This window comes from Pseudomonas sp. GNP014 (genome assembly GCF_054344005.1).
Genome location: NZ_JBTGUS010000001.1, coordinates 4,937,211 through 4,961,036 on the forward strand (window position 1 = coordinate 4,937,211; position 23,826 = coordinate 4,961,036).

Sequence of the window (23,826 nt, forward strand, 5' to 3'; positions counted from 1 at the left end):
CTCAATGCGCCCGGTCCAGCCCCGCCAGCAACGCGCTGTCACGGCTGTAGATGTCCGGCGCGTAGCGCACCCGACCGGCATTATCGACCTGCGCGGTCCAGTAGGTCATCAGGATCGGCACCGGCGCCGACAAGCGAAATTCGTGAGTGGTGCCGGTGGCGAGCAAGGTGTCGGTGCGGGCCTTTTCCGCCGGGGTCAGGAGCAGGTCGCGCAGCTGCATCGGGTGCTCGACCCGCACGCAGCCGGAGCTGAAGGCACGCGGCCCTTTCTCGAACAGCGCCTTGCTCGGCGTGTCGTGCAGGTACACGGAGAACGGGTTGGGGAAGCGGATGACCATCTGCCCCAACGGATTACGCGGCCCGGCATCCTGACGCAGGAGGATGTTGCCGGGGTTGTCCCAGTCGATGTCCGCCGCTGCCAGCGGTTGCCCATTGGCATCGAGCACTTGCAGGTTCTGCCGGCTGAGGAAGGTCTGGTCCTTGCGGATTTCCGGCAGCTTGTCTTCTTTCCAGATAGTCGGCGGCACGGTCCAGGTCGGGTTGAGGGTCAGGCGCGTGACGCGAGACTTCAACAACGGTGTCTGGCGCTCGGCGCGGCCAACCTGAGTGCGGGTCTGCCACACGGCTTGACCGCCCTGATACAGAGTCAGTTCGGCGGCGGCAACGTTGACCAGCAGGCCATTGGGTTCCATGTCCTGGGCCAGCCAGCGGAAGCGTTCGAGGTTGACCCGCAACTGTTCACGGCGGTTCAGCGAACTGATGTTGAGCTCGGCAATCGTCCCCGGCCCGACCACCCCGTCGGCCTGCAAGGAATGGCTGGCCTGAAAACTTTTCACGGCATCGACCAGCACGCCGTCATAGGCATTGCCCGGCGCGCCTAAGGCGTGGGTCAGATAGCCTTCGCTGAACAGCCGCTGCGCCAGTTCCGGCACGCGTTTATCTTCCATCGACGGGCGCAGCAGCGGCCCGTTGCCCACGGACTGCCATTGCGGCAACGCTTTGAGCCGTTGCACGGCGTAGAGCTGGCGCAGGCTTTGATACTGCGCCAGACGCGGACGGGCCAGATCGAACGCGCCGGCGATGTCGTGCATGCCGGGTACGGCGATGGCCAGCAATTCCGCCTGACGGTCGCGCGGGGTGTCGTCGGCATGCCACAGCGGTTCGAAATGCGATTGCAGCAGGCGACCGTAATGCAAATCCTGCAGGGCCTGGAGGTAGTTGCGGCTGATGTCGATGTCGGCGCACAACTCGCCATCCTGCGGCGCTGTGCTCGGAAGCGGGTAGCGCTTGGGATTCAGCCCATCGTCGGCCAACAGTTGCAATTGCGCGTGCAAGGCCGGCAATCGTGCGGAGTCACTGGCCCACACCGGCATCCAGTCCTGCTGTTCGTAGAAGGCCTGCAATTGCGTGAGCGCCGGGCCATTGAGCTGCGCGGCAATCGCCGCGCACGACTGCGGCAAACTGATCAGCACCGCCTGCAGCGGACTTTGCGGCTCGACCGGCCTTTCAGCAGGCGGCGTCGGCAATGTCTCCAGCGGCGGCAACGGCTCATCGGCACAAGCGACAAACGGCGCTGCGAGCAAACAAATGCTCAAGTAGCATGCGTACTTTTTGAACAACTGCTTTACTCCAATCCGTAGCCGTCTCAATGACGGTCAACCTTACATCAGGTGCGCTGAACAGTCAGGCCCGAATCCGGGGTCTGTCGGGTATGACTGGGAGTCAGGAGCCAAAGTGCCAAATATGTAGACAGTGAGGACACTTTATAAATGTTGACGTTTTTGCGCCGACTTCTGTTGACCACCGCGACCCTTGTCGCCGTGACCAGTCCAGTTTTTGCCGCCGGCAAACCATCGCCGGTGCTCTTTACCAGCCTCGCGCACGCCGCGCCAGAACTCAATCCCCAAGCGCTGAAAGGTGCCTTGAACGCCATGCAATGCGCGGTCAACAACGGTGCGAAACCGTCCCGCCATCTGGCCATCATCGACTATTCGCAACCGTCCACCGAGCGCCGCTTGTGGATTTTCGACCTGAACCGGAAAAAACTGGTACTGCGCGATCTGGTCGCCCACGGCTCCAACTCCGGGGAAAACTTCGCCACGCAGTTTTCCAACCGTGAAGGCAGTTATCAATCCAGTCTCGGCCTGTTCCGCACCCAGGAAAGCTACGAAGGCACCCACGGTTACTCGCTGCGCATGGACGGCCTCGAACCGGGCTTCAACGACCTGGCCCGCGATCGTGCCATCGTGATCCACGCCGCCAGTTACGTGAATCCGTTGTGGAGCAAGCGCCAGGGGCGCATCGGCCGCAGCCAGGGCTGCCCGGCGGTACGGCCGCAGATCGCCCGACAAGTGATCGATAAACTCAAGAACGGCCAGTTCATGTTCTCGTGGTACCCCGACCAGCGCTGGCTGCGCTCGTCGCCGTACCTCAATTGTCAGCCGCAACAGGTGGCGAGCATTCTCAGTACCCACGCCAGCTGACAAAGCACCACAGCGGTTGCAGTTTTTGCCGCCACGCGGTGCTTCTGTGGGAACGGGTTTGCTCGCGAAAGCAGTGGCTCAGTCGCTGGAGATGTCGGCTGTACCGGCCTCTTCGCGAGCAAGCCCGCTGCCACATTTGATCTTGGCGCGACTGAGGATCAGGGCTATGAGCATCAGCGCTGTGGCGACGGCGAAAGTGATGTGCAAGCCGCGGCCGATGACCTCGGCAGGTGCCTGGGTCGGGCCACCCGTGGCCAGGGCAAACACCGCCCCCATCACCGCCGCCCCGGTGATCAATCCGAGATTGCGCGCCAGCCCGAGCAGGGCCGACACCACACCGCGCTGATCCTGACTGACACCCGCCATCAATCCGGTATTGTTGGCCGCCTGGAACAGCGCATAGCTCCCGGCGACCAGCGTCATCGGCAGCAAATACCCCGGCAGACCCAGATGCGTCGGCAACAGCGCCAGCAGTGCGCAACCGCCGGCCAGCCCCAGCAACGCGCGCGGCACCATGCGCCGCGCGCCGAAGCGATCCACCAGCCGCCCGGCCGCCACGCCACCAAACGCCGCCAGCAACGGCCCGACCGACAACGCCAATCCGACCATGGCACTGCTCAGGCCCAACCCGCGACTCAGGTAAAACGGCCCGACCACCAGCGTGGTCATCATGACTGTCGTCACCAGCAAAGTCAGCGCCAGGCTGCTGCTCAGTCGCGGGTCGGCGAACAGAGACAGGCGTATCAGCGGCGCCCTGGCTTGCTTCTCGACCACGATGAACAACCCCGCGCCGCACAGGCTGACCACTAGCAATCCGAGGGTGAAACCTTCGAGCGTCATCGCCAGCGCATAGGCCGCCAGCGTCAACACCAGTACTCCCGAGCCGACATAATCAAACGTCACGGGCGTGCGGGCAGTGCGATCGGCCGGCAAATAGCGATACACCAGCCACGCATTGAGCAACCCCAACGGCACGTTGAGCAGAAAGATCGACGGCCAGCCGACATGCTCCATCAACAGCCCACCCAGCGACGGCCCGAGGCTGGTGCCGGTGGCGGACATCGTCGCCAGCAAGCCCATTGCACTGCCCGCCCGCGCCTTGGGCACCGCATCGGCGACCAGTGCAACCGTCAACGCGAACATGATTGCCGCGCCGACGCCTTGCACTGCTCGTGCGCCGATCAACCAGATCCATCCAGGGGCGAGTGCGCAGGCCAACGACGCGGCGGTGAACAGGCCGATCCCGACCAACAGCAAGCGCCGGCGTCCAACGCCATCGCCCAGACGCCCGACGCTGACAATCAAGGTGGTCACCGCCAGCAGGTAGGCCAGTACGATCCATTGCACCTGTTGAAACGTCGCATCGAACGCCGCCGCCAATGTCGGCAATCCGGCATTGGCAATGCTGGTGTCCAGAGACGGCATCAACATCGACAGTGCCAGGCTGGTCAGCGCCCAGCGGGCTGTGGGGTTCAGGGGTTCTCGGGGCATGGCGTGCTCGCAGCGCAAGGGTGATACGCCGTAGCCTGAGCCTCGACAATACACGGCGCAAGACGCATGCTTTGCACTCAATACCTGCATGGAACGCCATGTCATGACCGCTCCGGATCTGAACCTGTTGATCACCCTCGACGTCTTGCTGCGCGAAGGCAGCGTCGCCCGCGCCGCGAGATGCCTGCGGTTGAGCCCGTCAGCCATGAGCCGCGCCCTCGCCCGTCTGCGCGAAACCACCGGCGACCCGTTGCTGGTACGCGCCGGTCGTGGCCTGGTGCCAACGCCGCGGGCGCTCGAATTGCGCGAGCGGGTCGGTCATCTGGTGCAGGCCGCCGAGGCGGTTTTGCGCCCCGCCGAGACACTCGACCCTGGCCGGTTGCAACGCACGTTCACCTTGCGCAACACCGACGGTTTTGTGGAAACCTTTGCCGCTGCCCTGCTCGCCCGCATTGGCGAAGAGGCGCCCGGGGTGCGCCTGCGCTTTGTGCAAAAAGCCGACAAGGACAGCACGCCGCTGCGCGAAGGCCGGGTGGACCTGGAGACGGGTGTGGTCGACGACACCACGGATCCGACGTTGCACAGCCGCATTCTGTTTCAGGATCACTGGATCGGGGTGGTGCGTGAGGGGCATCCGTTGAGCGCGGGCAAGATCAACAGCAAACGCTTTGCCGGTGGCGAACACATTCTGATCTCGCGACGCGGGCGCAGCAGCGGCCCGGTGGACGAAGCATTACTCGCCTTTGGCCTGACACGGGACATCGTCACCTCGTTCGGTGGATTCTCCGCAGCGCTGACGCTGGTGCGTGAATCAGACCTGATCGCCACAGTGCCGGAACGTCACACGAGCAAGCTGCGCAGCGGCCTGCACAGTTTCGCCCTGCCCTTCGAGATGCCGCCGATCAGCGTGTCCATGCTCTGGCACCCGCGCATGGACGCTGACCCGGCGCACCGCTGGCTGCGCCATTGCGTGCGCGAAGTCTGTGCCTAACGCGCATCACCGCCAGCGGGTTTATAGAACAGGAATTTGCCGGTCTCGGCCGTCTTGCGGTATTCCTTGGCCCAACTCGGATGGACGTTGCGATCATGGAAATACAACGCGCCGTGGGTGCGATCCTTGAGCTGACGATTGAGGGCCTTGCCGGCGATTTCCTTGGCCAAGGCGTATTCGCTATCTTCCTTGACTTGATCCGGCTTGCCATCGCACCACCAGGAAAACTGGCAGCTCTTGGTTTCCGAGCCTTGTTTGACCACGGCACACACCGTGTCGGGAAACCCTTCGTGGCCGAGGCGGTTCATCACCACACTCGCCACCGCTTCCATTTCCGGGGTGTCCTTGCCCTTGGCTTCCCAATAGATACTGCGCGCCAGGCAGGTGAGCGGATCGTCCAGCGGCGCCGCGCCGGCCGGGTCAACCGCCTGGGCTTCGGTCGGGGTGATGGCCTCGGATCTGGGTGCCGGGGCCGCACTGACTTGGTCGGCGGCTTTCTCTTCGAGCACCTGGGCTTTTTCTTCAGCCTTCGCCTTGATCGGTGCCTGATCGGTGGCCCCCGCCACGCCAGTCAACAGCATTAACGCGAAACAGCCAGCCAACGCTTTCAATCCCATGTCAGTTCTTCCGGCAGCGCCCGGTCCGGGCAAGGTGTTACGTCGGGGAGACACCCGGATTCCGGGGTCTTCGGAGAGTGTAGACGGCAAATACTTCGACAAAGTTGCGTAGAAAAAAGCGCCGGATGAAGAAAAAGACATTGCGTCCACCGGGGGCCTTTCGCGCATCATGGGCGCACTCAGCTCAAGGGAGATTTCCATGCGCTTCATGCCATCCGTTTTGCGTTTCGCCGCGTTGTCCGTCGGCCTGGTGCTGGCCATTCCGGCCATGGCCGCCGATGAGTCGCAATTGATCGAGTCGATCAACAGCTACCGCAGCCAACCGCAGCGCTGCGGCAGCCAGGCGTCCACTGAACTGCCGCCGCTGTCGGCCGATCCGCGACTGCGTTTGCCGGCCACGGGCATGGTCGATCTGCAACAGGCCATGGCCAGCGCCAGTTACCCGATGGTCAATGTCCAGGCAATCACGCTCAACGGCCCGCGCGATGCGGCGTCGGCGATGAAGGCGATTCAGGAGAGTTTCTGTCAGGTGGTGCTCGATCCGCAGTTCGTCGATGTCGGCGTCAGCCGTGCCGACCGCGACTGGCGCATTGTGCTGGCGCGGCCGTTGCTGTCGGCCAGGCTGGGGGATGCGCAGAGTGAGGGGCAGAAGTTGCTGAGCGAACTCAACGCCGCCCGCAGCAAGGCCCGTCAGTGTGGTGGTCAGGCCTTTAGCGCTGCCACACCGCTGGCGTGGAACGCGACGTTGGGCACGATTTCCCAGGATCACAGCCGTGACATGGCCAACAACAATTACTTCGACCACAAGGACCGCGACGGCCGCACCCCCGGCGATCGCGCGGAACTCGCCGGGTACAGCGGCCAACTGGTCGGCGAAAACATCGCCGCCGGCCAGGACACCGTGGGCAAAGTCGTCGAGGGCTGGCTGGCCAGCCCTGGCCATTGCGCCAACCTGATGAACCCGCAATACAAGGAGCTCGGCGCGGCCTATGCGACCGATCCGAAGAGCAGTGCGGGGATTTACTGGACCGCGATGTTTGGCGCGCAGTAACTCTTTGGCGCACCATCATTGCCGCAGGAGCGAGTCTGCTCAGGGGGGGTTCACAGCACCTGAGCAGGCTCGCACCGGAGGGCTTCACCTCAAGATGCAGCCCGGTATCTCAAGCGCCAAAAACCCTTCATCACCAATCCTTGTAAACCTGACGACGCCAATTCGGCGAAAAACATTTCATCATCGACGGGATCAATCAGCCGTTCAGAAACAGTGATTGGACGCTACTCAACGCAGCCCCTAACCTGCGCGGGCCAATCCCCTTCGACAGGGGTTTCCACTCTTGCGAGGCTGTCATGTCAGAACGCGTCTTGATCGATGGTTACAACCGCCGCGTCGACTATCTGCGCATGTCAGTCACCGACCGCTGCGATTTCCGCTGCGTGTATTGCATGGCCGAGGACATGCAGTTTCTGCCACGTCAGCAAGTGCTGACCCTGGAGGAAATCTATCAACTGGCGCAAAGCTTCGTCGCACTGGGCACGCGCAAGATTCGCCTGACTGGCGGCGAGCCGCTGATCCGTCCGGGCGTGGTCAAACTGTGCGAGCAGATCGCCGCCCTGCCCGGCCTGCGCGAACTGTGCATGACCACCAACGGCTCGCAGTTGGGCAAACTCGCCGCGCCGCTGTTCGACGCCGGGGTCAAGCGCTTGAACATCAGCCTCGACAGCCTCGACCCCGAGCGCTTCAGACAAATGACCCGCACCGGCGATCTGGCGCAGGTGATCAACGGCATCAATGCCGCGCGCAAGGCCGGTTTCACCCGCACTAAACTCAACGTCGTGGTAATGCAGGGGCGCAACGATCAAGAGGTCAACGACCTGGTGAGCTTCGCCATCGACCACCAGCTCGACATCGCCTTCATCGAGGAAATGCCGCTGGGGATCATCAGCGAACACAGCCGCGCCGAGTCGTTTTTTTCCAGTGCGCAGGTACGCCAGAAGATTGCCGAGCGCTACACCCTGATCGACTCGGCCGAATCGACCCAGGGCCCGTTGCGCTACTGGCGACTGGCCGAGGCGCCGCAGATACGCCTGGGGTTTATCTCGCCACACAGCCACAATTTCTGCGGCACCTGCAACCGCGTGCGACTGACCGTTGAGGGGCGCCTGCTACTGTGTCTGGGTAACGAGCATTCAGTGGACTTGAAAGCGGTGCTGCGCGCCCATCCGGGGCAACCGCAACGGCTGGAGAACGCCATCATCGAGGCGATGAAGCTCAAGCCATACCGGCATAACTTCGAAGTGAACGACGACGTCCAGGTCGTGCGCTTCATGAACATGACCGGCGGTTGAAACCGCCCTCACCCTGCGTCACCGGGACCGTCCAGCATGATCATCCGACCCAAGGTCAACCAGTTCGCCATTCTCTTCACCCTCAAGGGGTCGATTGCCAAACGCATCGCCCTGCGCACGCTGATGGTCACCCTGCTGGCGTCGGCCATCGTCCTGATTGAAATACTCCACCCAAGCAACTTCACCAAGGTCAACGCCACGCCGTTCACCTTGCTCGGGCTGTCGCTGTCGATCTTCATGAGTTTTCGCAACAACGCCTGCTACGACCGCTGGTATGAGGCGCGCAAGGCCTGGGGCGATGTGCTGGTGCACATTCGCTCGGTGATTCGCGAAACCCATGTCATCCGCGAGTCCGCCGAGCGCAAACCGTTACTGCTCAACCTCTGCGGGTTTGCCCACGCGCTGAATGCGCGGTTGCGCCGGGAAAGCGAGGCCGCGGCCAGCAGTGCCTGGATCACACCGAAACACGATGCGCAGGTGCCGGATTACAGCGGGCGGATTCTGCAGCAGGTCGGCCAGCAATGCTCCGACCTGCATCAGAACGGCGAACTGAGCGAGTGGCGCTACATGCTGCTGGCCAACCACCTGACCAGCCTGACCCAGGCGCAAGCGGTCTGCGAACGGATCAAGAACACCCCGTTGCCCTTCCCCTACACCCTGCTGCTGCACCGCACGATCTACCTGTTCTGCATCCTGCTGCCGTTCGCCATGGCCGAGCCGCTGGGCTGGCTGACGCCGCTGTTCACGGCGATTGTCAGCTACACGTTCTTTGGCCTCGACGCGATTGCCGATGAACTGGAAGACCCGTTCGGCCGCGACGAAAACGACCTCGCGACCGACTCGCTGGTGCGCACCATCGAGCGCGACATCCTCAGCGAACTGGGCGTGACCGACCTGCCGCCAATGCTGCTGCCAGTGGACTATGTACTGAGCTGAATCCTGCGCCCATGACACCCAAGAACCTGTGCGAGCTGACTTGCCAGCTGCCACAGGTTACCTGCCGCTTCACTCTCGCCACCACATTTTCGAGCGGCTCTGTCGCGGAACCTCACCGCGCTGAGAGCCCCTTGAACCGTGAGTGACAGAGCCGATCCATCGCCCTTTGAACGCTTGCGATTGGACGAATGCGCCATCAGATGAGATCGTCGCACCCTGCGCGTTTCACGCGCCTTGCGCCTCTGCGTCAATACTCAATCCAAATTCCCGTCGAGCAGGTGCCATCGTGGACATCAAACAACTCAAGTTCCTGATCGCACTGGACGAAACCCGTCACTTCGGCCAGGCCGCCGCCCGCTGCCATATCACCCAGCCGACCCTGTCGATGCGCCTGCGCAACCTGGAAGACGAGCTGGATCTGGTGTTGGTCAATCGGGGCCAGCGCTTCGAAGGTTTCACTCAGGCCGGCGAACGTGTGCTGGCCTGGGCGCGCACGCTGCTGGCGGCACATGATGGGCTGTTCGCCGAAGCGGCGGCGTGTCGCGGGCAACTGGTCGGTAGCTTGCGCCTGGGCCTGGTGCCACTGAGCAACTTCAATCCAGTCAATTACATTCAGGCGTTGTCCGGCACGTATCCGGAACTGAAATTCAGCCTGTCCTCGCTGAGTTCCGACGAGATCATCGCCGGTCTTGGCAACAATCAACTCGACCTCGGCGTGTGTTATCTCGACCACGTCAACCCGAGCTATTTCGAGTTTTTCGAGATCGGCGAAACCCGCGTCGGCCTGCTGTACGACAACCGTCACTTCCAGTTCGAAGGCAATGAAATGAGCTGGGAGGATGCAGCGGAACTGCCACTGGGGATGATCACCACCGGCATGCATTACCGCAAATCCATTGACCTGAGCTTCCGTAGCCGTGGCCTCAATCCGCAGCCGATCCTGGAAAGCGATTCGACCTATCAGCTGTTGCAGGCGATTCACCAGGGTTTTTGCTGCTCGATCATGCCGCTGGACAGTGGCCTGGAAGCACCGATCGAACACCTGTCATTCATGAACCTGCCGGATGCCAGTGTGCTGGCCCCGCTGGGGCTGGTGATGCGCAAGACCGAACCGCGTTCGGCGATTGCCGAGAAGTGTTTTGCCGAGGCGCGCAAGATGTTCGGGATTGAAGCGCCGGTTGTTTGAGTGACCGATCCAGACGGTGATGCCGGATGATCGGGGCGTTCAAGATATTTCACATTCATCGTTTACAGCTCCCGAGGTTCCCCCTTACTATCCGGGCACACCGGTCGACGGGATTGCCCCGCCACCGACGCTTTCCGCCAACGGAAACACGCGTTATGAGTACGTCACCACAACAACTAAAATCGTTGAACGTCTCCGCAGTGTGCGCCCTCTGTCACAGGGGCCGCGCATGAATCGCATCGTCAATCTGCCCATGGCCCTGCGCCGTTCCAAGCTGCGTCACTCCGCACGCCCGCCGGATATCGCCTGCTGATTCCGCCAGTCAGTCAAGATCCGCATTGTGGCGAGGGAGCCTGCTCCCGCTGGACTGCTTAGCAGTCCCCTGCCTTTGAATCGAAAAGCGAGAGCCGCTTCGCGCCTCAGCGCGAGCAAGCGCCCTCGCCACAGGTTCTGTGTCACCTCTGACTGATCTGCATTTGAAATCCCTGCCAGGACGCCCTCCCTGCGTCCGGCCCGAATCTGCGCGCCTGTGCGGCGCCCTCGTGAGTGATTGACCATGAAATTCGCAGCCATTGAAGACGCACGCCTGTTTCTCGACCAAAACCCTGATATCGACATGATCGAGCTGTTTATCCTCGACGCCAACGGCGTGCCGCGCGGCAAGCTGTTGCACCGCGAGGAATTGCTCGCCGTCTATGAAAGCGGCCGCCCGCTGCCAAGCACCATTCTCGGCCTGACCGTACAGGGCGAGGACGTGGAAAACTCCGGTCTGGTCTGGGACGTCGGCGACATCGACTGCCGCGCCTACCCGCTCGCAGGCAGTCTGGTGCGCCTGCCGTGGCGGCAGATTCCAACCGCTGCGGTGCAAGTCAGCATGCACCCGACCGAGGGCATGCCCGCCAGCATCGCCGACCCGCGCCATTTGCTGATCAGGATCATCGACGGTCTCAAGGCCGAGGGTTATCACCCGGTGATGGCCTGCGAACTGGAGTTCTATCTGCTCGACGCCAAACGCGATCACAACGGTCGCCCGCAACCGGCGCTGGATGCCGACGGTGGCCGACCGCGACACACGCAGGTCTACGGTTTGCGCGAACTGGAGCAGATCGAACCGTTCCTCGCCGACCTCTACAGCGCCTGCAAACTGCACGGCATTCCGGCGCGCACGGCGATCTCCGAATACGCACCGGGCCAGGTGGAAATCACCCTCGAACACGGCGATGCACTGCAGGCGATGGATCAGGCAGTGCGCTACAAGCGCCTGGTCAAAGCCGTGGCGCACAAGCACGGCATGCAGGCGACGTTCATGGCCAAGCCGTTCGATGATCTGGCCGGCACCGGCATGCACATGCACGTCAGCCTGGCCGATGGCGAGGGGCGCAACCTGTTCGCCTCCGAGGACCCGGCCGGCACCCCGCTGCTGCGCACGGCGATTGGCGGCATGCTCGCCTCGCTGCTCGATTCGCTGCTGCTGTTCTGCCCCAACGCCAACTCCTACCGGCGCTTTCAGGCCAACAGCTACGCGCCACTGGCGCCGACCTGGGGCGTCGACAACCGCACCGTCAGCCTGCGCGTACCCGGTGGCCCGGCCAATACCCGACACATCGAACACCGCATCTGCGGCGCCGACGCCAACCCGTACCTGGCCGCAGCGGCGATCCTGGCCGGCATCCATCGCGGCATTCGTGAAAATCTCGATCCGGGCGCACCGGTCGAGGGCAACGGCTACGCGCAGGCGAAGGAGTTTCTGCCGACCGATTGGCTGACGTCACTGCAAGCGCTGGAGAATTCTGCGTGGGCGCGGGATGCCCTGGGCCAGGAATTTCTCGGCGTGTACCTGGCGGTGAAACGCGCCGAGTACCGGCAGTTCATGGCCGAGGTGGGTGAACAGGATTGGCGCTGGTATTTGACCGAAGCCTGAAGACTCACCACTGATCCCCCTGTAGGAGTGAGCCTGCTCGCGCCTACAGGGGATCGCGTACCGATTTGAATTTTGTGTGGACACTGACATGAGCCAACGCTGCAATTCCTACTACACCGCCACCCTCAATCAGGACACCGACTACCCGACCCTGCGCGGCCGACACCGAGTCGACGTGGTGATCATCGGCGGCGGTTTCACCGGCGTTGCCACCGCCGTCGAACTCGCCGAAAAAGGTTTGAAGGTTGCCATCGTCGAGAGCAACAAGATCGGCTGGGGCGCCACCGGGCGCAATGGCGGCCAGGTCACCGGCAGCCTCTCCGGCGATGGCGCGATGCGTAAACAGATGCGCCCGAAACTCGGTGATGCGGTTGACGATTTCATCTGGCACCTACGCTGGCGCGGGCATCAAATCATCCAGCAGCGCGTGGCGAAATATGGCATTCAGTGCGACCTCAAACACGGTCATTTACACGCTGCCTACAAGCCCAGTCACATGACGGATTTGCGCAACGATTACGAGGAAGCCGTGCGCCGCGGCCTGGGCGATGAAGTCAGTCTGCTCGACCGAAGCCAAGTGCGTGACCTGCTGCAAAGCGACCTCTACCACGGCGCGATCAAGAACACCCGCAACATGCACCTGCACCCGCTCAATCTGTGCATCGGCGAAGCACGGGCGGCGGAGAGTCTCGGTACGCTGATCTTCGAAAACAGTGAAGTGCTGGAAATCATCCATGGCGCGACGCCTGGGGTCAGGACGGCTCACGGCCAGATCGACGCCAATCAAGTGATGCTCGCCGGTGACGTCTATCACAAGCTCGAACCGGGTCAGCTCAAGGGCAAGATCTTCCCGGCCATGGGCGGCATCGTCACCACCGCGCCGCTGGGCGATCTGGCGCGGCAGATCAACCCCGAAGACCTCGCGGTGTACGACTGCCGTTTCGTCCTCGACTACTACCGCCTCACCGCCGACGGGCGCCTGCTGTTCGGCGGCGGCGCCAACTACAGCGGCAAGGACTCGCGAGACATCGCCGCCGAGTTGCGCCCGTGCATCGAACAAACCTTCCCGGCGCTCAAAGGCGTGAAGATCGACTACCAGTGGAGCTGCGCGATGGGCATCGTGATCAACCGCATCCCGCAACTGGGCAAGCTGTCGGACAACGTCTGGTATTGCCAGGGCTACTCGGGGCACGGCATCGCCACCACCCACATCATGGGCGAGATCATGAGCCGGGCGATCACCGGGCAGCTGGAGCAGTTCGACACTTTTGCCCAGTGCCAGCACATTCGCGTGCCCATGGGGGATTTGCTGGGCAATCCGTTGTTGGCGGCGGGGATGTGGTACTACCAGATGCTTGAAAAGTTGCGTTGACGGGACTGGCCCCATCGCTGGCAAGCCAGCTCCCACAGGTTTTGCGGTGTACATGAAATTTGGGTACGCCACGGGCATTGTGGGAGCTGGCTTGCCAGCGATGAGGCCAGCAGCTCCAGCACAAACCTCAGTCCGGCAACTGCTCCACCGCAATCCCCAGCCGCCGATAATCCTCGACACTCCCCGACGCCACATGCCGCTCGGTAATCAGCGTATGCAGGCGCGTACACGACGCCACCACAAACGGCTCCACCGCGCCGAGCTTGTCCGCCGTGGTCACCGCAATCACTCGCGCCGCACTGTCCAGCAATGCCTGCTTCACCGGCACTTCATCGAAATGCAGCGAGGTAATCCCCACTTCCGGGTGAATCGCACACACCCCGGTGAAGGCCAGATCCGCCTTGATCCCGGCCAACAGCCGCACCGCTTCATGGCCGCCGGCCGACATCGTGCGCGGGTTCAACTGCCCACCGGCGAGGATCACTTTGACGTCCTTGTATTCGGCCAAGGCAATCGCCGTCATCGGCGCCGCCGTCACCGCCGTGATGCGGATATCCGCACGCAACGAGCGCGCCACCTGCAACGTGGTGGAGCCGGAGTCGAACAGCACAATCTGCCCGTCCTCGACCTTCTGCGCCGCCAACTGTGCCAGACGCACCTTGACCTCATCGGATTCCTCCAGCCGCGTGAAATAATCCTTGCCGGTGTCTTTCGGCCGCGGCAATGCCCCGCCATGCACCCGCTGCACCAGCCCGGCGCTGTCGAGTTCGGCGAGATCGCGGCGGATGGTGTCTTCGGACACTGCAAAGTGCTGGCTCAACTCGGACGCCATGACCTTGCCGTCACGTTCGAGGATCAAAAGAATTTTCTGCCGGCGCAGGGAGGGAAGCTCTGAAGCGGAATGATCGTGCATGGTTTTGCCTGTTTATGCTTGTCATTGCAGGTTTGTGCGAGCTTAGCCAAGCAAACTTGCAAACACAACGCCGGTATCAATGGCTTCGATCATTGGAATCACGAAGCCGAATTTTTTCTTTTGACCCGACCCCGGCAGAATGGCCCCACTTTCAAAAGGACCAGGATGAACACCCCATGAACCTCAATTTCGCTTTTGCCTGCATGGTCGTCGTGTCGTTTGCCATCGCGCTCGGGCACGCCTGATCAAGGACTAATCCTGCGCTGGGCTCAGACTTTTGCCAGCGATGATTTCTCTAGACACCCGCAAAGCAAAAATCTGGCGTTGTCGGCTCCAGATGCTTTGCAGAGATCAACATGCGCCAACCCGTTCGGAAGCTGACGATAGACAATATCGACTCGATAACCGAGGCGTTTCATCACGACCTTGCCGTTATCGGCGAATCGATTGCGGGGAAGACCGGCATATCTTTGATGCTTGCGCTGAAGCGCGATCGCTTGGGCCACGGGCCCTACCCAGACGTGTCACTGTTCGAGGCGGGGTGAATGTGTGGATACGGCGCCGTATCCAGACATTCACCACCCTTCAAATCAGTCCTCTACCTGCGTTCACTCCGCCACCACCCGCGCCTTGCGCACGAACAGCGCATGGACCTTGTCCCAGAAATTGCCGCCCAGCACGAAAAAGCTGCCGACGAACATCAAGTCGCCCAGCGCCTGCATCTGCCAGAGATTGGGCCGTACGCCCGGGAAGAAGTTGTCGAAATAAGGTTCCAGGAAGGACGACAGCAGCGGCAGGCAGAACATCACCACGCCGACCTTGTGGCGCATCGGGCTGACTTCGGCCACAGGGGTCGGAATCACGCCGGAAATATAGTGGCCGATCGTGCGCTTGAGTTCGGCGAACCCGGCCTTGCCCATCACCGCGATCACCAGCAGCAACAGCACCTTGTTACTGATGAACAACACCCCGGTCAGCGCCGCAACTTTCGAGCCCGGCACATCGAGGGCGGCGGCAATCGGCACCATCAGCCACGAACCGAGCATCAGGCAGATGATTGCCACGCCGACCTTGAAACGCCAGTTGGCGCTGGTGGGGGCAAGCGGATCTTGAGCAGTGTCCATGGTTTCCTACCTTTTCGTCGGGGGCGGTTCAGGGGAGTTCGCCTGAAAAAGCGTAGCAGCTGATTGCTTCGATCAACCCGCAATCTGCGGTCTATGCTCCAGTGACATTTCCCACTGGGGCCTCCCGGTATGCCTGCAACGCCAGCCCTGCTGATCCATCCCGGCCACCTGCTGCTGCTCGGTGCGCTGAGCCTTGGCGGCTGCCTGCGGCTGGGCCCGGATTTCCAGCCGCCGGCCGAGGCCTGGAGCAAGCAGTGGCAAAGTCCGGCACTGGAGCAGGCCAGCGAACGCGGCACGCTGCCGGATCTGCGCCAGTGGTGGCAGGTGTTTGCCGATCCGGTGCTCGACCGATTGATCAGCGACGCCGAAGCCCGCAACAGCAGCCTGAAGATCGCCGGCCTGCGGGTCCTCGAAGCCCGGGCGCAACTGGGCATCGCCGACAGCGGTCGCTACCCGCAACTGCAACAGGCCAGCGCCGACAGCCTGTACATCGACCGCCACCAGTCCGGCGGCAACAACCCGCAAGACGTGCACTTCTGGCAGCACAGCGCCGCGTTCGATGTCGGCTGGGAACTGGATTTCTGGGGTCGTTTCAGTCGCGCCATCGAATCCGCCGACGCCAGCTACTTCGCCGCCCAGGCCAATTACGAAGACGCCCTCGTGCTGCTTCGTGCGCAAGTGGCCGACACCTACTTTGCCCTGCGCACCACCGAAGCCCGGCTGCGAGTCGCCCGGGAGAACGCCGCCCAGCAAAAACGCAATTTCGAGATCACCGAAAAACTCTTTCGGAGCGGCCAGACCGCCGAACTCGATTTGCAACAGGCCAGAACCCAATACCTCGGCACGTTGAGCAGCATTCCAGCGTTCGAAGACCAGTTGCTGCGCACCCGCAATGCGCTGGCGGTGCTGGTCGGCCAGCCACCCGGTGGCGCGGCGTTCCTGGCGGAGCAAGCGGGGCTGATTCCGCTGGTGGATCGCGCCGTGTTGCAAGATGTCCCGGCCAACCTGCTGTTGCGCCGCCCCGATGTGCGCGCAGCGGAGCTGAACGTTGCCGCGCAATCGGCGCTGGTCGGCGTGGCTGAAACCGACCTGTATCCCTCGTTGACCCTGCTCGGCAGCATCGTCTGGTCCAGCGACACCCTCGGCGCCAGCCCGCGCAGCCTCGACCTGATCGGCGGCCCGAGCCTGCGCTGGAACATCTTTGATTACGGGCGGATCCGCAACAACATCCGCGTGCAGGACGCGCGCCTGCAGCAACTGATCGAAGCCTATCGCGACAAAGTCCGCCAGGCCGCCCGCGAAGCCGACGACGCCGCCAGCGGCCTGACCAAAGCGCTGGAACGCGAACGCATTCTCGGCGAGGCCGAAGGCGCGGCGCGGCGTTCTCTGGTGCTGGCCAACACCCAATATCGAGAAGGCTATTCAGACTTTCAGCGGGTGCTCGATGCCCAGCGTGCGTTGCTGGAGTTACAGGACAACTATCTGGTCAGCCGCAGCAACGCCGTGAGTAACCTGATCGCCCTGTACCGCGCCGTCGGCGGCGGCTGGCAAAGCGCCGGGCCGCAGATCGATGCAGCGACCCGGCAGCAGATGCGGCAACGCACCGATTGGGGCGAACTGCTGAGCGCCCCGCCGCCGCAACCGACCTATCCGATTCCCTCGCAGGTAGACCGCCATGAGTGATGAAGCGCCGCCGGATCCGGCGAAAAAAGGCATCCGTTGGGTGCTGCTGGTGATTGTGCTGAGCCTGACCTGGTACTTGTTGGCCGACCGTTTTACGCCCTACACCCAACAGGCGCGGGTCGGCGCGTTCGTGATCCCGGTGGCGGCGGAAGTCGCGGGCCGGGTGATCAAGGTCAACGTGCGCAACAATCAGGACGTGCAAGCCGGCGACATCCTCTTCGAACTCGATCCGCAGCCGCTGCAAATTGCCGTCGACCGCGCCCGTGCCGATCTGGAAAACACCCGTCGCACAGTTGGCGCCAGCACCGCCGGTATCGCTTCGGCCCAGGCATCGCTACGTGCAGCCCAGGCTGATGAACTCAAGGCGCGGCAGGACAATCGACGGCTTGAAGGTTTGTACAAAGAAGATCCGGGCACGGTGTCCGTAAGGCTTCTGGAAGTGTCCCGGGCCAACCACGAAGCGGCGGTCAGCAAGGTCGCCGCCGCCCGGGCCGAAGTGCTGCGTGCGCAGGAGCAGGAAGGCGGCAACACCGACACCAACGCCAAACTGCTCAGCGCCGCCGCCACACTGGCCAAGGCGGAACTGGATCTGGCCAACACCCGCATCGGCGCGCGTTCGGCGGGACTGATCACCGACCTGCGCACCGACGTCGGCCAGTTCACTGCGGTCGGTAGCCCGCTGATGACCCTGATCGCCATTCACGACGTGTGGATCAGCGCCGACCTCACCGAAAACAACCTCGGCCGCGTGCAACCCGGCACCCCGGTGGCGATCGTCCTCGACGCGCTACCCGGCGAAGTGCTCGACGGTCGCGTGCGTAGCGTCGGTTATGGCGTCAGCGTCGGCCAGACGCCGGCGCCCGGCACCTTGCCGAGCATCCAGAACAGCCGCGACTGGCTGCGTCCGGCGCAACGTTTCCCGGTGATCATCGAGTTCAGTGACGAGGCGAAAAAGCGCCTGTTCGACAGCCGTGCCATCCGCGCCGGCGGCCAGGCGGAGGTCATGGCCTTCCCCACCGAGGGCAATCTGCTCAATCCGCTGGGGCGGCTGTTTGTCGGCTTGATGAGCTGGCTGTCGTATGCCTATTGAACGCAGCGTGCCGGCGCAACGGGCGTTGCGCCTGGCGTTCGGCACGGCGCTGTGCACCGCCGCCAGTTATGCTTTTGCCTTGCCGCTGCCCTTTATCTCGCCAGTGCTGGCGGTGTTGCTGCTCGCCAGTCTGCCCCGCCCGCTGCCACTGAAAGGTGCGTTGGCACTGGCGCTGGTGGCGGCATTCACCACCAGCATCGGCCTGCTGCTGGTACCGTTGCTGCGTTACTACCCGGTGAGCGGTGTGCTGCTGATCGGCCTCGGTCTGTTTCTGGTGTTCCGCTTCGGCCTGCGTGGTGGCAATCCATTGATCATGATGTTTCTGGTGATCGGCATGACCATGATCTCCGCCGCCGGCTTCGCCGAGTTCGACCTGGCGATGGCGGTGATTGGCGCGCTGGTCAAAGGCCTGTTGCTGGCGGTTGCAGTGGTCGGCCTCAGTCACACTCTATTCCCGGAACGCCCCGACAGCCCCACGGCGCCGAAACCACCCGCCATGCCTGCCGATGACGTCCCCCGCGTGGCCCTGCGCGCCACACTGATCGTGCTGCCGACCTTTCTGTTGGCCCTGAGCGATCCGGCGAGCTACCTGCCGATCATCCTCAAAGCCGTCAGCCTCGGCCAGCAAACCTCCACCACCCGGACTCACCACGCCGGCCGCGAACTGCTGGGTTCGACGCTACTCGCCGGCGTACTGGCGGTACTGCTGTGGTGCGGCCTGAGTCTGTTCGTGCACCTGTGGATGTTCTTTCTGTGGACGCTGCTGTTCGGCCTGTGGCTGGCGCGCAAACTCTATCGCCTGAGCCCGACGCAATTCAGCCCCGGATTCTGGATCAACACATTCATCACCATGATCATCCTGCTCGGGCAATCGGTGCAGGACAGTGCGGCGGGCAAGGACGTGTACACCGCGTTTGCGGTGCGCATGGGCCTGTTCATTCTGGTGACGCTCTATAGTGCGTTGATGATGCACCTGATCGAAGCGCACAAGCCGAGCCGTCAAGGTGTGATCTGATAGCCGCGCCCTTGCAGGCATCCGGTGTAAGCGCTGGAACTTGCTGCCGCCTCGGTCTTGCCCTGTGCCCGTCGCTCCTGGCGCTGCCGCGAGCCTCCGATGACCGCACCGGCGGCTGCAGTCTCTTTGGCGCGGTTTTGTCGGTAATCCTGCTTGCGGTCATCGTCGACGCGTTCGTAGAGCTCGTCGTGTTGACGGCCGCGCACTTGCGCACCTGCCGCGCCCGCCGCCGCACCGACAGCGGCGCCCTTGAGACGGCCGCCGGCTTGCGGTGTGGAAGTGGTGGAGGTTGAAGCGATGGAGTGGCAGTCGTTGATGTCGATCTGGGTTTGTTGCGAGGTCTGGCCTTTGAGCGGGACGACGGATTCGGCGCTGGCTTGACTGGCGCACAGGGCGACAGCGATCAATAGCGGGATGGGCGTCAGGCGATTCATGATTACCTCCGGCGGGGCCTGGGGTTGGCTGTGATGCGGGGTAATCAGAGAGTCTAGTTCAAAGTGTTCGGCAAGGAACTCTTGAACACGGCACTCAACGTTATGGAATCAGTGGTTCGCACTCGCCGTTATGGATACCATCCCGACACTCTCAATTTCGCTGATCACGGATTCCGATGCGTCGTTTACTGAGCCGACTCGCCGCGCTGATCAAGCCTGAGGCGAAGCCGCTTTTTGCCGGATACAGCCTGAAAGTCCTGCAGTCGTACTTTGTGATGCCTTTGTCGGTCGCCAGACTGCCAAACCTGCCGATGATGACATCGCTTGAGCAATCCGGAGTATTGGCCTGTTACCTCTCACTTCTGACTGAGCAAAACGACGTCAACCGTTTCGGGCAGTGGGTCGACTCGTCCTTCCAAAAGGTCAGGGAAAGCACGCTCAACGGCCTGCGCACCTTTGAATATGAGGACGCCTTGAGCAAAGAGCGCTTGATATTCTTCACCGCCAAGCAAGCGTTCAACGCGGTCACGATTCATTTAGTGACTAACAGCGCGAAGTTCCTCGACTGGCTGAACCACGAAAAACTCACTGTCCCCCCACCGTGGGTCGCCTTCGAGGGTTACAACCCCTCATGGTGGGGAGGCAACATGCAAGGAGCCCAAGGTTTCTACAACGAGCGTTATTTCCTGCCGTTTTTTACGTGTTTGAGTGACGCTGAAAAACAGCGCTATTACGCCAGATTCAATGCCAGCGCCGCGTGGATAGAACAACTGGACTTGATGTACGGCAACGATTGATTCGCTCAAGCCCCTTCCCGCACCCGCCGCACCTGCACCAACAACGCCGGCGCAAAATGCAGCAGCACCATCCGCGCCAAGTGGTGAGTGAGGATAAACACCACATTCAACCCACCCGCAAACGCGACAATCGCAATCGTCTCGATCGCCCCCGGCATGTACGCCAGCCAGAGCGACAATGGATCGCTGCCCAACCATCGCGCCGCCACTTCAGCAAATGCCGCCGCGACGACGATCATCAGCCCGACCGAGACCAGCGCCGTGCGACCATGCAGCCCCAATTCCCTGACGCCCAAGCCTTGAAACCGTGAGCCGATGCGCACGCCGAGAATCAGCGCGGCCAGATTCAAGCTCCAGTCGGGCATGTGAAAACCGTGCAACCACCCTGCTTTTACAAAGACGGCGGTGATGATGATCGCCGTGAGCATGAAGGGCGCCGGCACGCCGATCACCAGCAGCAAGCGACCGAGCACGACGCTCAAGCCGATGACCGAGACAACCGTCAACGCCATGCCGGTGGTCAACGGAGCGCTTTCAACAGCAGCAATCGACACCGGTCCCGGAATCAAAAAACTCACCAGCACCGTGATCAGCAGTAACCGCATCAGGTGCACGATGATGACTTTGCTCGACGCCTTCTCCGACTCCAGCAAATCGAACACCGCCGCCAGTGCCCCCGGATACACTGCGAGCAGCGCATCCGTGCGATTCCACCCTGCGCCGCGCGTCAGCCACCAACCGGCCAGCGCAATCTGCACCGTCAAGCACAGCAGCAACACACCAAGGCTCGGCAACATGGTCGACGCCATCGCACTGTCCCACGCCTCGAACATCAGCCCGGTGGCGATGCCCAGGGTGACCTGGATATAACCCAGCCCATAAGGCGTCGCGGGTGCGAAACCCGATTTTGTCACGAGCAGTGCCGTGACAAGGATCGAACCCAACAGCAAGCCATGCGGCACACCGAGGGATTGCAGCACCGCGCCAAAACCGGCGGCGATCAACAGACACAGAATCGATTTCATGGTCGCCTTCCTGGCTATTCAAATGGCTTAAGCGCGCAACCGTCCAATCGCCCGCCGGTATTTTTCGATCCGCTCCAGATCCTCCCAGCTTGGCGAGGCGATCCGTGACAGGTCGCTGTTCTCTTCCAGGTCCGCCAGTTTCACCACCCGGCCGATCGGGTTCTGCGCCGCGCGCTCGACGAAATCCTCGTAGGACTCGCCTGGCACTTTGGTCACCGATGCAATCGCCGCCAGCACCTCTTCGCTGAAGCCTTCCTTGCGCAAGTCATCAAGGCTGATGCCGCAATCCTCGACCACATCGTGCAGCACCGCGACGATGCGTTCCTCCAGCGTGGTCATGCGCAACATGACTTTCAGCGGATGCAAAATGTACGGCGCCCCGCCCTTGTCCACCTGCCCCGCGTGTGCGGTGGCAGCGATGGCAATGGCGCGTTCGAGTGTTTGAGTCATAGGGGTTTCCTCGGGTTAAACGCCATACCGGCCGCCAACGTGGATATTGCGTTTGAGCCAGGCGCCAATGGCTTTCAGCGACCGACAGGCTTCGCTGACTCGGCGTGACGCTTGAGAATCATCGACACCAATGTCACTTGATCCGCACCAGGATGCGCGTCAATCAACTCAGCGACCCAGGCACAATCAGACTTCTTCAAGTGCTCACGCCACTCACCGGGCCAGGCTTACAGCTCATCCAGCGCCAACCAGCGCGCACCGCCCTGCCCACCATGCCCCCCGGCCGTCGATTGTTCGAAACAGAAAGGCGTGGCCGCTCGGGACAGGTCGATGTTGAAAATGTAGACGTCGTGGGTTGGGTGCTGCGACGTGGGGGCGTTGTTGCGGCTGCCGATTTCAATCATGGGCAATATTCCAATCCTTGGGCGCTAGATGTGTCCGATTGTTTCGCAGTCTACGCGAACAGCGCAAATCAAAAACCTGATGGAACCTCCTTCCCCTGCACAATCTCGAAACCATAAGCGCCAATTCATTGATCAAAACCGGCGCCATTGAAGAGGAAACCCCGATGAACATTCGATTCCTGCTTCTGCTCGCCACCTTTTGCGTCATCCCCACCTGCGTCATGGCCGAAGGCTGCGACGTCGAAACCCGCTCCTCCAGCACCTCCGTGCCTACCGTTTCCGGCCACAGCTGCTACGAATACGAGGGCATGCCGGTCAATTCCATCGACTGGTCATGCAGCAACGAAAGCAAGGACATGGTCAACGCCGTCAAGAAAAAGGTCCAGCAGTGCGATGACCACTATCAAGCCACGTGCATCGCCACCCTCACCCAGGAATCCCTGGCCAACCCGCACTCCACCAGCAAGGACAAAAACGCCAAAGCGTTGAACATTCCCGAGGGCGCGCAGGTGACCACGTATTACTACGGCGCGGAGAATCTGGGGCAGGCGAAGATTGTTTGTGAAAGTGGCGGTGGGCATTGGAAGGCGAAGTGACGGTTGTTTAGGGCACATAAAAAGGGACACCGCTGGGTGTCCCTTTTTCGTGCATCAACACATCCATTGTGGCGAGGGAGCTTGCTCCCGCTGGGCTGCGAAGCAGCCCCTGTACCAACATGCAAAGCCATGATTTGAGATTCGACCGAATTTGAAGTCTGAAAAACGCGTAGGAAAACACCCCTTGTGGCGAGGGGATTCATCCCCGATGGGCTGCGAAGCGGCCCCAAACCGGCGAGCTGAATTCTCCTGACACAACGTGGGCGCCGGATTACGACGACTGCGTCGCCGATCGGGGATAAATCCCCTCGCCACAGGGCCGGGTTTGCGTCCTACAGTTCGGTTGTGGATGCGGGAATTGCTGCCTAGAGTGGGGCTGTCGCTGACCGCAGTTGGCGATGGGTTTCGCAGCCCTCAGAAGTGACACACACCGCTAGATGACAACTGTGGCAAAATTCGCCGCCGTTTCGTTATATGGCGGCTGTGTGTGGGAGACCTTCGGGTCTGCCGGTTTGACTCTTCTCCGGTCTGCGAACCCGCATACAGCTGCCACCCCTTTGTTTCGCAGCAGAAAGGTGGCACTTCTTAATTATTTGAAGAGCAATCTTATGACGATCAAAAAACCGCTCCACCACTACGCCCACATGTCACACCCCGCCACCGACCACCCCGTCCTCCTCATCAACGCCGACGCCCCACTACGCGACCTCCACGCCTGCCTCGCCGAACGCCTAAACGCCGTCCTCAAATACCTCGACCTCATCGCCTGCACCAGCCTCCCCGACTACGCCGAACACGACATCAACACTGTGACCAACATCGCCAGGATCATGGTGCAGGACGTGAGTGATGTGTTTCGGGTAATCGAACAGCGAGGTTTCGACGCGCCAGCCTGATAACCAACACATTACCAAAGTGCCAACTTCATAAACGCCCGGTCATCCAACCAGCGA

23 protein-coding genes and 1 pseudogene are annotated in these 23,826 nt (G+C 62.0%); 14 read left to right on the forward strand and 10 right to left on the reverse strand.

Annotated features, from left to right (window positions below; genetic code table 11):
* Position 1: 1 nt before the first annotated feature.
* The gene (locus ACXX9E_RS22105; RefSeq protein ID WP_458556191.1) at positions 2-1,618 is read right to left on the reverse strand and encodes a L,D-transpeptidase family protein; all 1,617 of its coding nucleotides are present in this window, start codon (positions 1,616-1,618) and stop codon (positions 2-4) included.
* A gap of 150 nt (positions 1,619-1,768) precedes the next feature.
* On the opposite strand from ACXX9E_RS22105, the gene ACXX9E_RS22110 reads away from it, so the two are divergent.
* Positions 1,769-2,482: a murein L,D-transpeptidase catalytic domain family protein gene (locus tag ACXX9E_RS22110; RefSeq protein WP_123462733.1), complete on the forward strand. Its 714-nt coding sequence runs from the start codon at positions 1,769-1,771 to the stop codon at positions 2,480-2,482.
* Between the two features lie 78 nt (positions 2,483-2,560).
* Here ACXX9E_RS22110 and ACXX9E_RS22115 read toward each other — a convergent pair whose 3' ends face one another.
* On the reverse strand, positions 2,561-3,973 hold the full coding sequence (locus ACXX9E_RS22115; RefSeq protein WP_458556192.1) for an MFS transporter: 1,413 nt from the start codon (positions 3,971-3,973) through the stop codon (positions 2,561-2,563).
* A 103-nt stretch (positions 3,974-4,076) separates the two neighbouring features.
* Here ACXX9E_RS22115 and ACXX9E_RS22120 point away from each other — a divergent pair, with 103 nt between their 5' ends.
* Positions 4,077-4,964, forward strand: coding sequence for a LysR family transcriptional regulator (locus ACXX9E_RS22120; RefSeq protein ID WP_458556193.1), 888 nt, complete (start codon positions 4,077-4,079; stop codon positions 4,962-4,964).
* Here ACXX9E_RS22120 and ACXX9E_RS22125 read toward each other — a convergent pair.
* A complete protein-coding gene (locus ACXX9E_RS22125; protein ID WP_267804565.1) occupies positions 4,961-5,581 on the reverse strand; it encodes a cell wall hydrolase in 621 nt (206 codons plus the stop codon). The genes ACXX9E_RS22120 and ACXX9E_RS22125 overlap by 4 nt on opposite strands.
* Before the next feature lie 199 nt (positions 5,582-5,780).
* Here ACXX9E_RS22125 and ACXX9E_RS22130 point away from each other — a divergent pair, with 199 nt between their 5' ends.
* The 6 genes from ACXX9E_RS22130 (at position 5,781) to ACXX9E_RS22155 (ending at position 13,342) form a co-directional block, all read left to right on the forward strand.
* The gene (locus tag ACXX9E_RS22130) at positions 5,781-6,632 is read left to right on the forward strand and encodes a CAP domain-containing protein (RefSeq protein ID WP_458556194.1); all 852 of its coding nucleotides are present in this window, start codon (positions 5,781-5,783) and stop codon (positions 6,630-6,632) included.
* Between the two features lie 296 nt (positions 6,633-6,928).
* On the forward strand, positions 6,929-7,927 hold the full coding sequence (moaA, locus tag ACXX9E_RS22135) for a GTP 3',8-cyclase MoaA (protein ID WP_458556195.1): 999 nt from the start codon (positions 6,929-6,931) through the stop codon (positions 7,925-7,927).
* Between the two features lie 36 nt (positions 7,928-7,963).
* Complete coding sequence (locus ACXX9E_RS22140) at positions 7,964-8,863, forward strand: bestrophin family protein (protein ID WP_128614378.1); 900 nt, start codon at positions 7,964-7,966, stop codon at positions 8,861-8,863.
* A 286-nt stretch (positions 8,864-9,149) separates the two neighbouring features.
* Positions 9,150-10,049 (forward strand): LysR family transcriptional regulator, encoded by a 900-nt coding sequence (locus ACXX9E_RS22145; RefSeq protein ID WP_222832639.1) that lies wholly within the window; start codon positions 9,150-9,152, stop codon positions 10,047-10,049.
* 556 nt (positions 10,050-10,605) lie between these two features.
* Entirely contained in the window at positions 10,606-11,970 is a 1,365-nt protein-coding gene (locus ACXX9E_RS22150; protein ID WP_458556196.1) for a glutamine synthetase family protein, read from the forward strand.
* A gap of 88 nt (positions 11,971-12,058) precedes the next feature.
* On the forward strand, positions 12,059-13,342 hold the full coding sequence (locus ACXX9E_RS22155; protein ID WP_123462716.1) for an NAD(P)/FAD-dependent oxidoreductase: 1,284 nt from the start codon (positions 12,059-12,061) through the stop codon (positions 13,340-13,342).
* Between the two features lie 127 nt (positions 13,343-13,469).
* Here ACXX9E_RS22155 and ACXX9E_RS22160 read toward each other — a convergent pair whose 3' ends face one another.
* The 3 genes from ACXX9E_RS22160 to ACXX9E_RS22170 all read right to left on the reverse strand — a co-directional run bounded on the left by ACXX9E_RS22160 (position 13,470) and on the right by ACXX9E_RS22170 (position 15,379).
* Complete coding sequence (locus ACXX9E_RS22160; protein WP_458556197.1) at positions 13,470-14,255, reverse strand: DeoR/GlpR family DNA-binding transcription regulator; 786 nt, start codon at positions 14,253-14,255, stop codon at positions 13,470-13,472.
* Positions 14,256-14,524: 269 nt separating this feature from the next.
* On the reverse strand, positions 14,525-14,761 hold the full coding sequence (locus tag ACXX9E_RS22165; RefSeq protein ID WP_458556198.1) for a hypothetical protein: 237 nt from the start codon (positions 14,759-14,761) through the stop codon (positions 14,525-14,527).
* A 102-nt stretch (positions 14,762-14,863) separates the two neighbouring features.
* A complete protein-coding gene (locus ACXX9E_RS22170) occupies positions 14,864-15,379 on the reverse strand; it encodes a transporter suffix domain-containing protein (protein WP_336346418.1) in 516 nt (171 codons plus the stop codon).
* 129 nt (positions 15,380-15,508) lie between these two features.
* Between ACXX9E_RS22170 and ACXX9E_RS22175 the strand changes: the two genes are divergently transcribed.
* From ACXX9E_RS22175 to ACXX9E_RS22185, 3 genes are read left to right on the forward strand one after another with little or no spacing between them, the layout of a single operon-like run.
* Entirely contained in the window at positions 15,509-17,062 is a 1,554-nt protein-coding gene (locus ACXX9E_RS22175; RefSeq protein ID WP_458556199.1) for an efflux transporter outer membrane subunit, read from the forward strand.
* Positions 17,055-18,152: an HlyD family secretion protein gene (locus ACXX9E_RS22180; protein WP_458556200.1), complete on the forward strand. Its 1,098-nt coding sequence runs from the start codon at positions 17,055-17,057 to the stop codon at positions 18,150-18,152. The genes ACXX9E_RS22175 and ACXX9E_RS22180 overlap by 8 nt, the downstream gene beginning before the upstream one ends.
* Positions 18,142-19,167: a DUF2955 domain-containing protein gene (locus ACXX9E_RS22185; RefSeq protein WP_458556201.1), complete on the forward strand. Its 1,026-nt coding sequence runs from the start codon at positions 18,142-18,144 to the stop codon at positions 19,165-19,167. Before ACXX9E_RS22180 ends, ACXX9E_RS22185 begins: the two co-directional genes overlap by 11 nt.
* Here the strand turns inward: ACXX9E_RS22185 and ACXX9E_RS22190 are convergent.
* Entirely contained in the window at positions 19,152-19,601 is a 450-nt protein-coding gene (locus ACXX9E_RS22190; protein ID WP_458556202.1) for a hypothetical protein, read from the reverse strand. The two genes, ACXX9E_RS22185 and ACXX9E_RS22190, sit on opposite strands and share 16 nt — an antisense overlap.
* Positions 19,602-19,777: 176 nt before the next feature.
* On the opposite strand from ACXX9E_RS22190, the gene ACXX9E_RS22195 reads away from it, so the two are divergent.
* Complete coding sequence (locus tag ACXX9E_RS22195; RefSeq protein WP_458556203.1) at positions 19,778-20,398, forward strand: hypothetical protein; 621 nt, start codon at positions 19,778-19,780, stop codon at positions 20,396-20,398.
* Positions 20,399-20,403: 5 nt separating this feature from the next.
* Here ACXX9E_RS22195 and ACXX9E_RS22200 read toward each other — a convergent pair whose 3' ends face one another.
* From ACXX9E_RS22200 to ACXX9E_RS22210, 3 genes and pseudogenes are all read right to left on the reverse strand, one after another.
* Positions 20,404-21,423, reverse strand: coding sequence for an AbrB family transcriptional regulator (locus ACXX9E_RS22200; protein WP_458556204.1), 1,020 nt, complete (start codon positions 21,421-21,423; stop codon positions 20,404-20,406).
* Positions 21,424-21,450: 27 nt separating this feature from the next.
* Complete coding sequence (locus tag ACXX9E_RS22205; RefSeq protein ID WP_458556205.1) at positions 21,451-21,873, reverse strand: HD domain-containing protein; 423 nt, start codon at positions 21,871-21,873, stop codon at positions 21,451-21,453.
* Positions 21,874-21,888: 15 nt separating this feature from the next.
* Positions 21,889-22,277, reverse strand: a pseudogene (locus tag ACXX9E_RS22210) (hypothetical protein).
* Positions 22,278-22,441: 164 nt separating this feature from the next.
* Here ACXX9E_RS22210 and ACXX9E_RS22215 point away from each other — a divergent pair.
* Together ACXX9E_RS22215 and ACXX9E_RS22220 are read left to right on the forward strand one after the other, a co-directional pair.
* Positions 22,442-22,873, forward strand: coding sequence for a hypothetical protein (locus ACXX9E_RS22215; protein ID WP_458556206.1), 432 nt, complete (start codon positions 22,442-22,444; stop codon positions 22,871-22,873).
* A 608-nt stretch (positions 22,874-23,481) separates the two neighbouring features.
* The gene (locus ACXX9E_RS22220) at positions 23,482-23,769 is read left to right on the forward strand and encodes a fructose-bisphosphate aldolase (protein WP_123462695.1); all 288 of its coding nucleotides are present in this window, start codon (positions 23,482-23,484) and stop codon (positions 23,767-23,769) included.
* Positions 23,770-23,826: the final 57 nt, after the last annotated feature.

Bases quoted from the DNA above. Each gene is read 5' to 3' on its own strand.
- ACXX9E_RS22215 (WP_458556206.1), top strand. From the start codon at position 22,442: ATGAACATTCGATTCCTGCTTCTGCTCGCCACCTTTTGCGTCATCCCC.
- ACXX9E_RS22220 (WP_123462695.1), top strand. From the start codon at position 23,482: ATGACGATCAAAAAACCGCTCCACCACTACGCCCACATGTCACACCCC.
- ACXX9E_RS22160 (WP_458556197.1), bottom strand. From the start codon at position 14,255: ATGCACGATCATTCCGCTTCAGAGCTTCCCTCCCTGCGCCGGCAGAAA.
- ACXX9E_RS22175 (WP_458556199.1), top strand. From the start codon at position 15,509: ATGCCTGCAACGCCAGCCCTGCTGATCCATCCCGGCCACCTGCTGCTG.
- ACXX9E_RS22190 (WP_458556202.1), bottom strand. From the start codon at position 19,601: ATGAATCGCCTGACGCCCATCCCGCTATTGATCGCTGTCGCCCTGTGC.
- ACXX9E_RS22120 (WP_458556193.1), top strand. From the start codon at position 4,077: ATGACCGCTCCGGATCTGAACCTGTTGATCACCCTCGACGTCTTGCTG.
- ACXX9E_RS22110 (WP_123462733.1), top strand. From the start codon at position 1,769: ATGTTGACGTTTTTGCGCCGACTTCTGTTGACCACCGCGACCCTTGTC.
- ACXX9E_RS22185 (WP_458556201.1), top strand. From the start codon at position 18,142: ATGCCTATTGAACGCAGCGTGCCGGCGCAACGGGCGTTGCGCCTGGCG.
- ACXX9E_RS22200 (WP_458556204.1), bottom strand. From the start codon at position 21,423: ATGAAATCGATTCTGTGTCTGTTGATCGCCGCCGGTTTTGGCGCGGTG.
- ACXX9E_RS22170 (WP_336346418.1), bottom strand. From the start codon at position 15,379: ATGGACACTGCTCAAGATCCGCTTGCCCCCACCAGCGCCAACTGGCGT.
- ACXX9E_RS22195 (WP_458556203.1), top strand. From the start codon at position 19,778: ATGCGTCGTTTACTGAGCCGACTCGCCGCGCTGATCAAGCCTGAGGCG.
- ACXX9E_RS22150 (WP_458556196.1), top strand. From the start codon at position 10,606: ATGAAATTCGCAGCCATTGAAGACGCACGCCTGTTTCTCGACCAAAAC.
- ACXX9E_RS22155 (WP_123462716.1), top strand. From the start codon at position 12,059: ATGAGCCAACGCTGCAATTCCTACTACACCGCCACCCTCAATCAGGAC.
- ACXX9E_RS22125 (WP_267804565.1), bottom strand. From the start codon at position 5,581: ATGGGATTGAAAGCGTTGGCTGGCTGTTTCGCGTTAATGCTGTTGACT.
- ACXX9E_RS22115 (WP_458556192.1), bottom strand. From the start codon at position 3,973: ATGCCCCGAGAACCCCTGAACCCCACAGCCCGCTGGGCGCTGACCAGC.
- moaA (WP_458556195.1), top strand. From the start codon at position 6,929: ATGTCAGAACGCGTCTTGATCGATGGTTACAACCGCCGCGTCGACTAT.
- ACXX9E_RS22180 (WP_458556200.1), top strand. From the start codon at position 17,055: ATGAGTGATGAAGCGCCGCCGGATCCGGCGAAAAAAGGCATCCGTTGG.
- ACXX9E_RS22205 (WP_458556205.1), bottom strand. From the start codon at position 21,873: ATGACTCAAACACTCGAACGCGCCATTGCCATCGCTGCCACCGCACAC.
- ACXX9E_RS22140 (WP_128614378.1), top strand. From the start codon at position 7,964: ATGATCATCCGACCCAAGGTCAACCAGTTCGCCATTCTCTTCACCCTC.
- ACXX9E_RS22130 (WP_458556194.1), top strand. From the start codon at position 5,781: ATGCGCTTCATGCCATCCGTTTTGCGTTTCGCCGCGTTGTCCGTCGGC.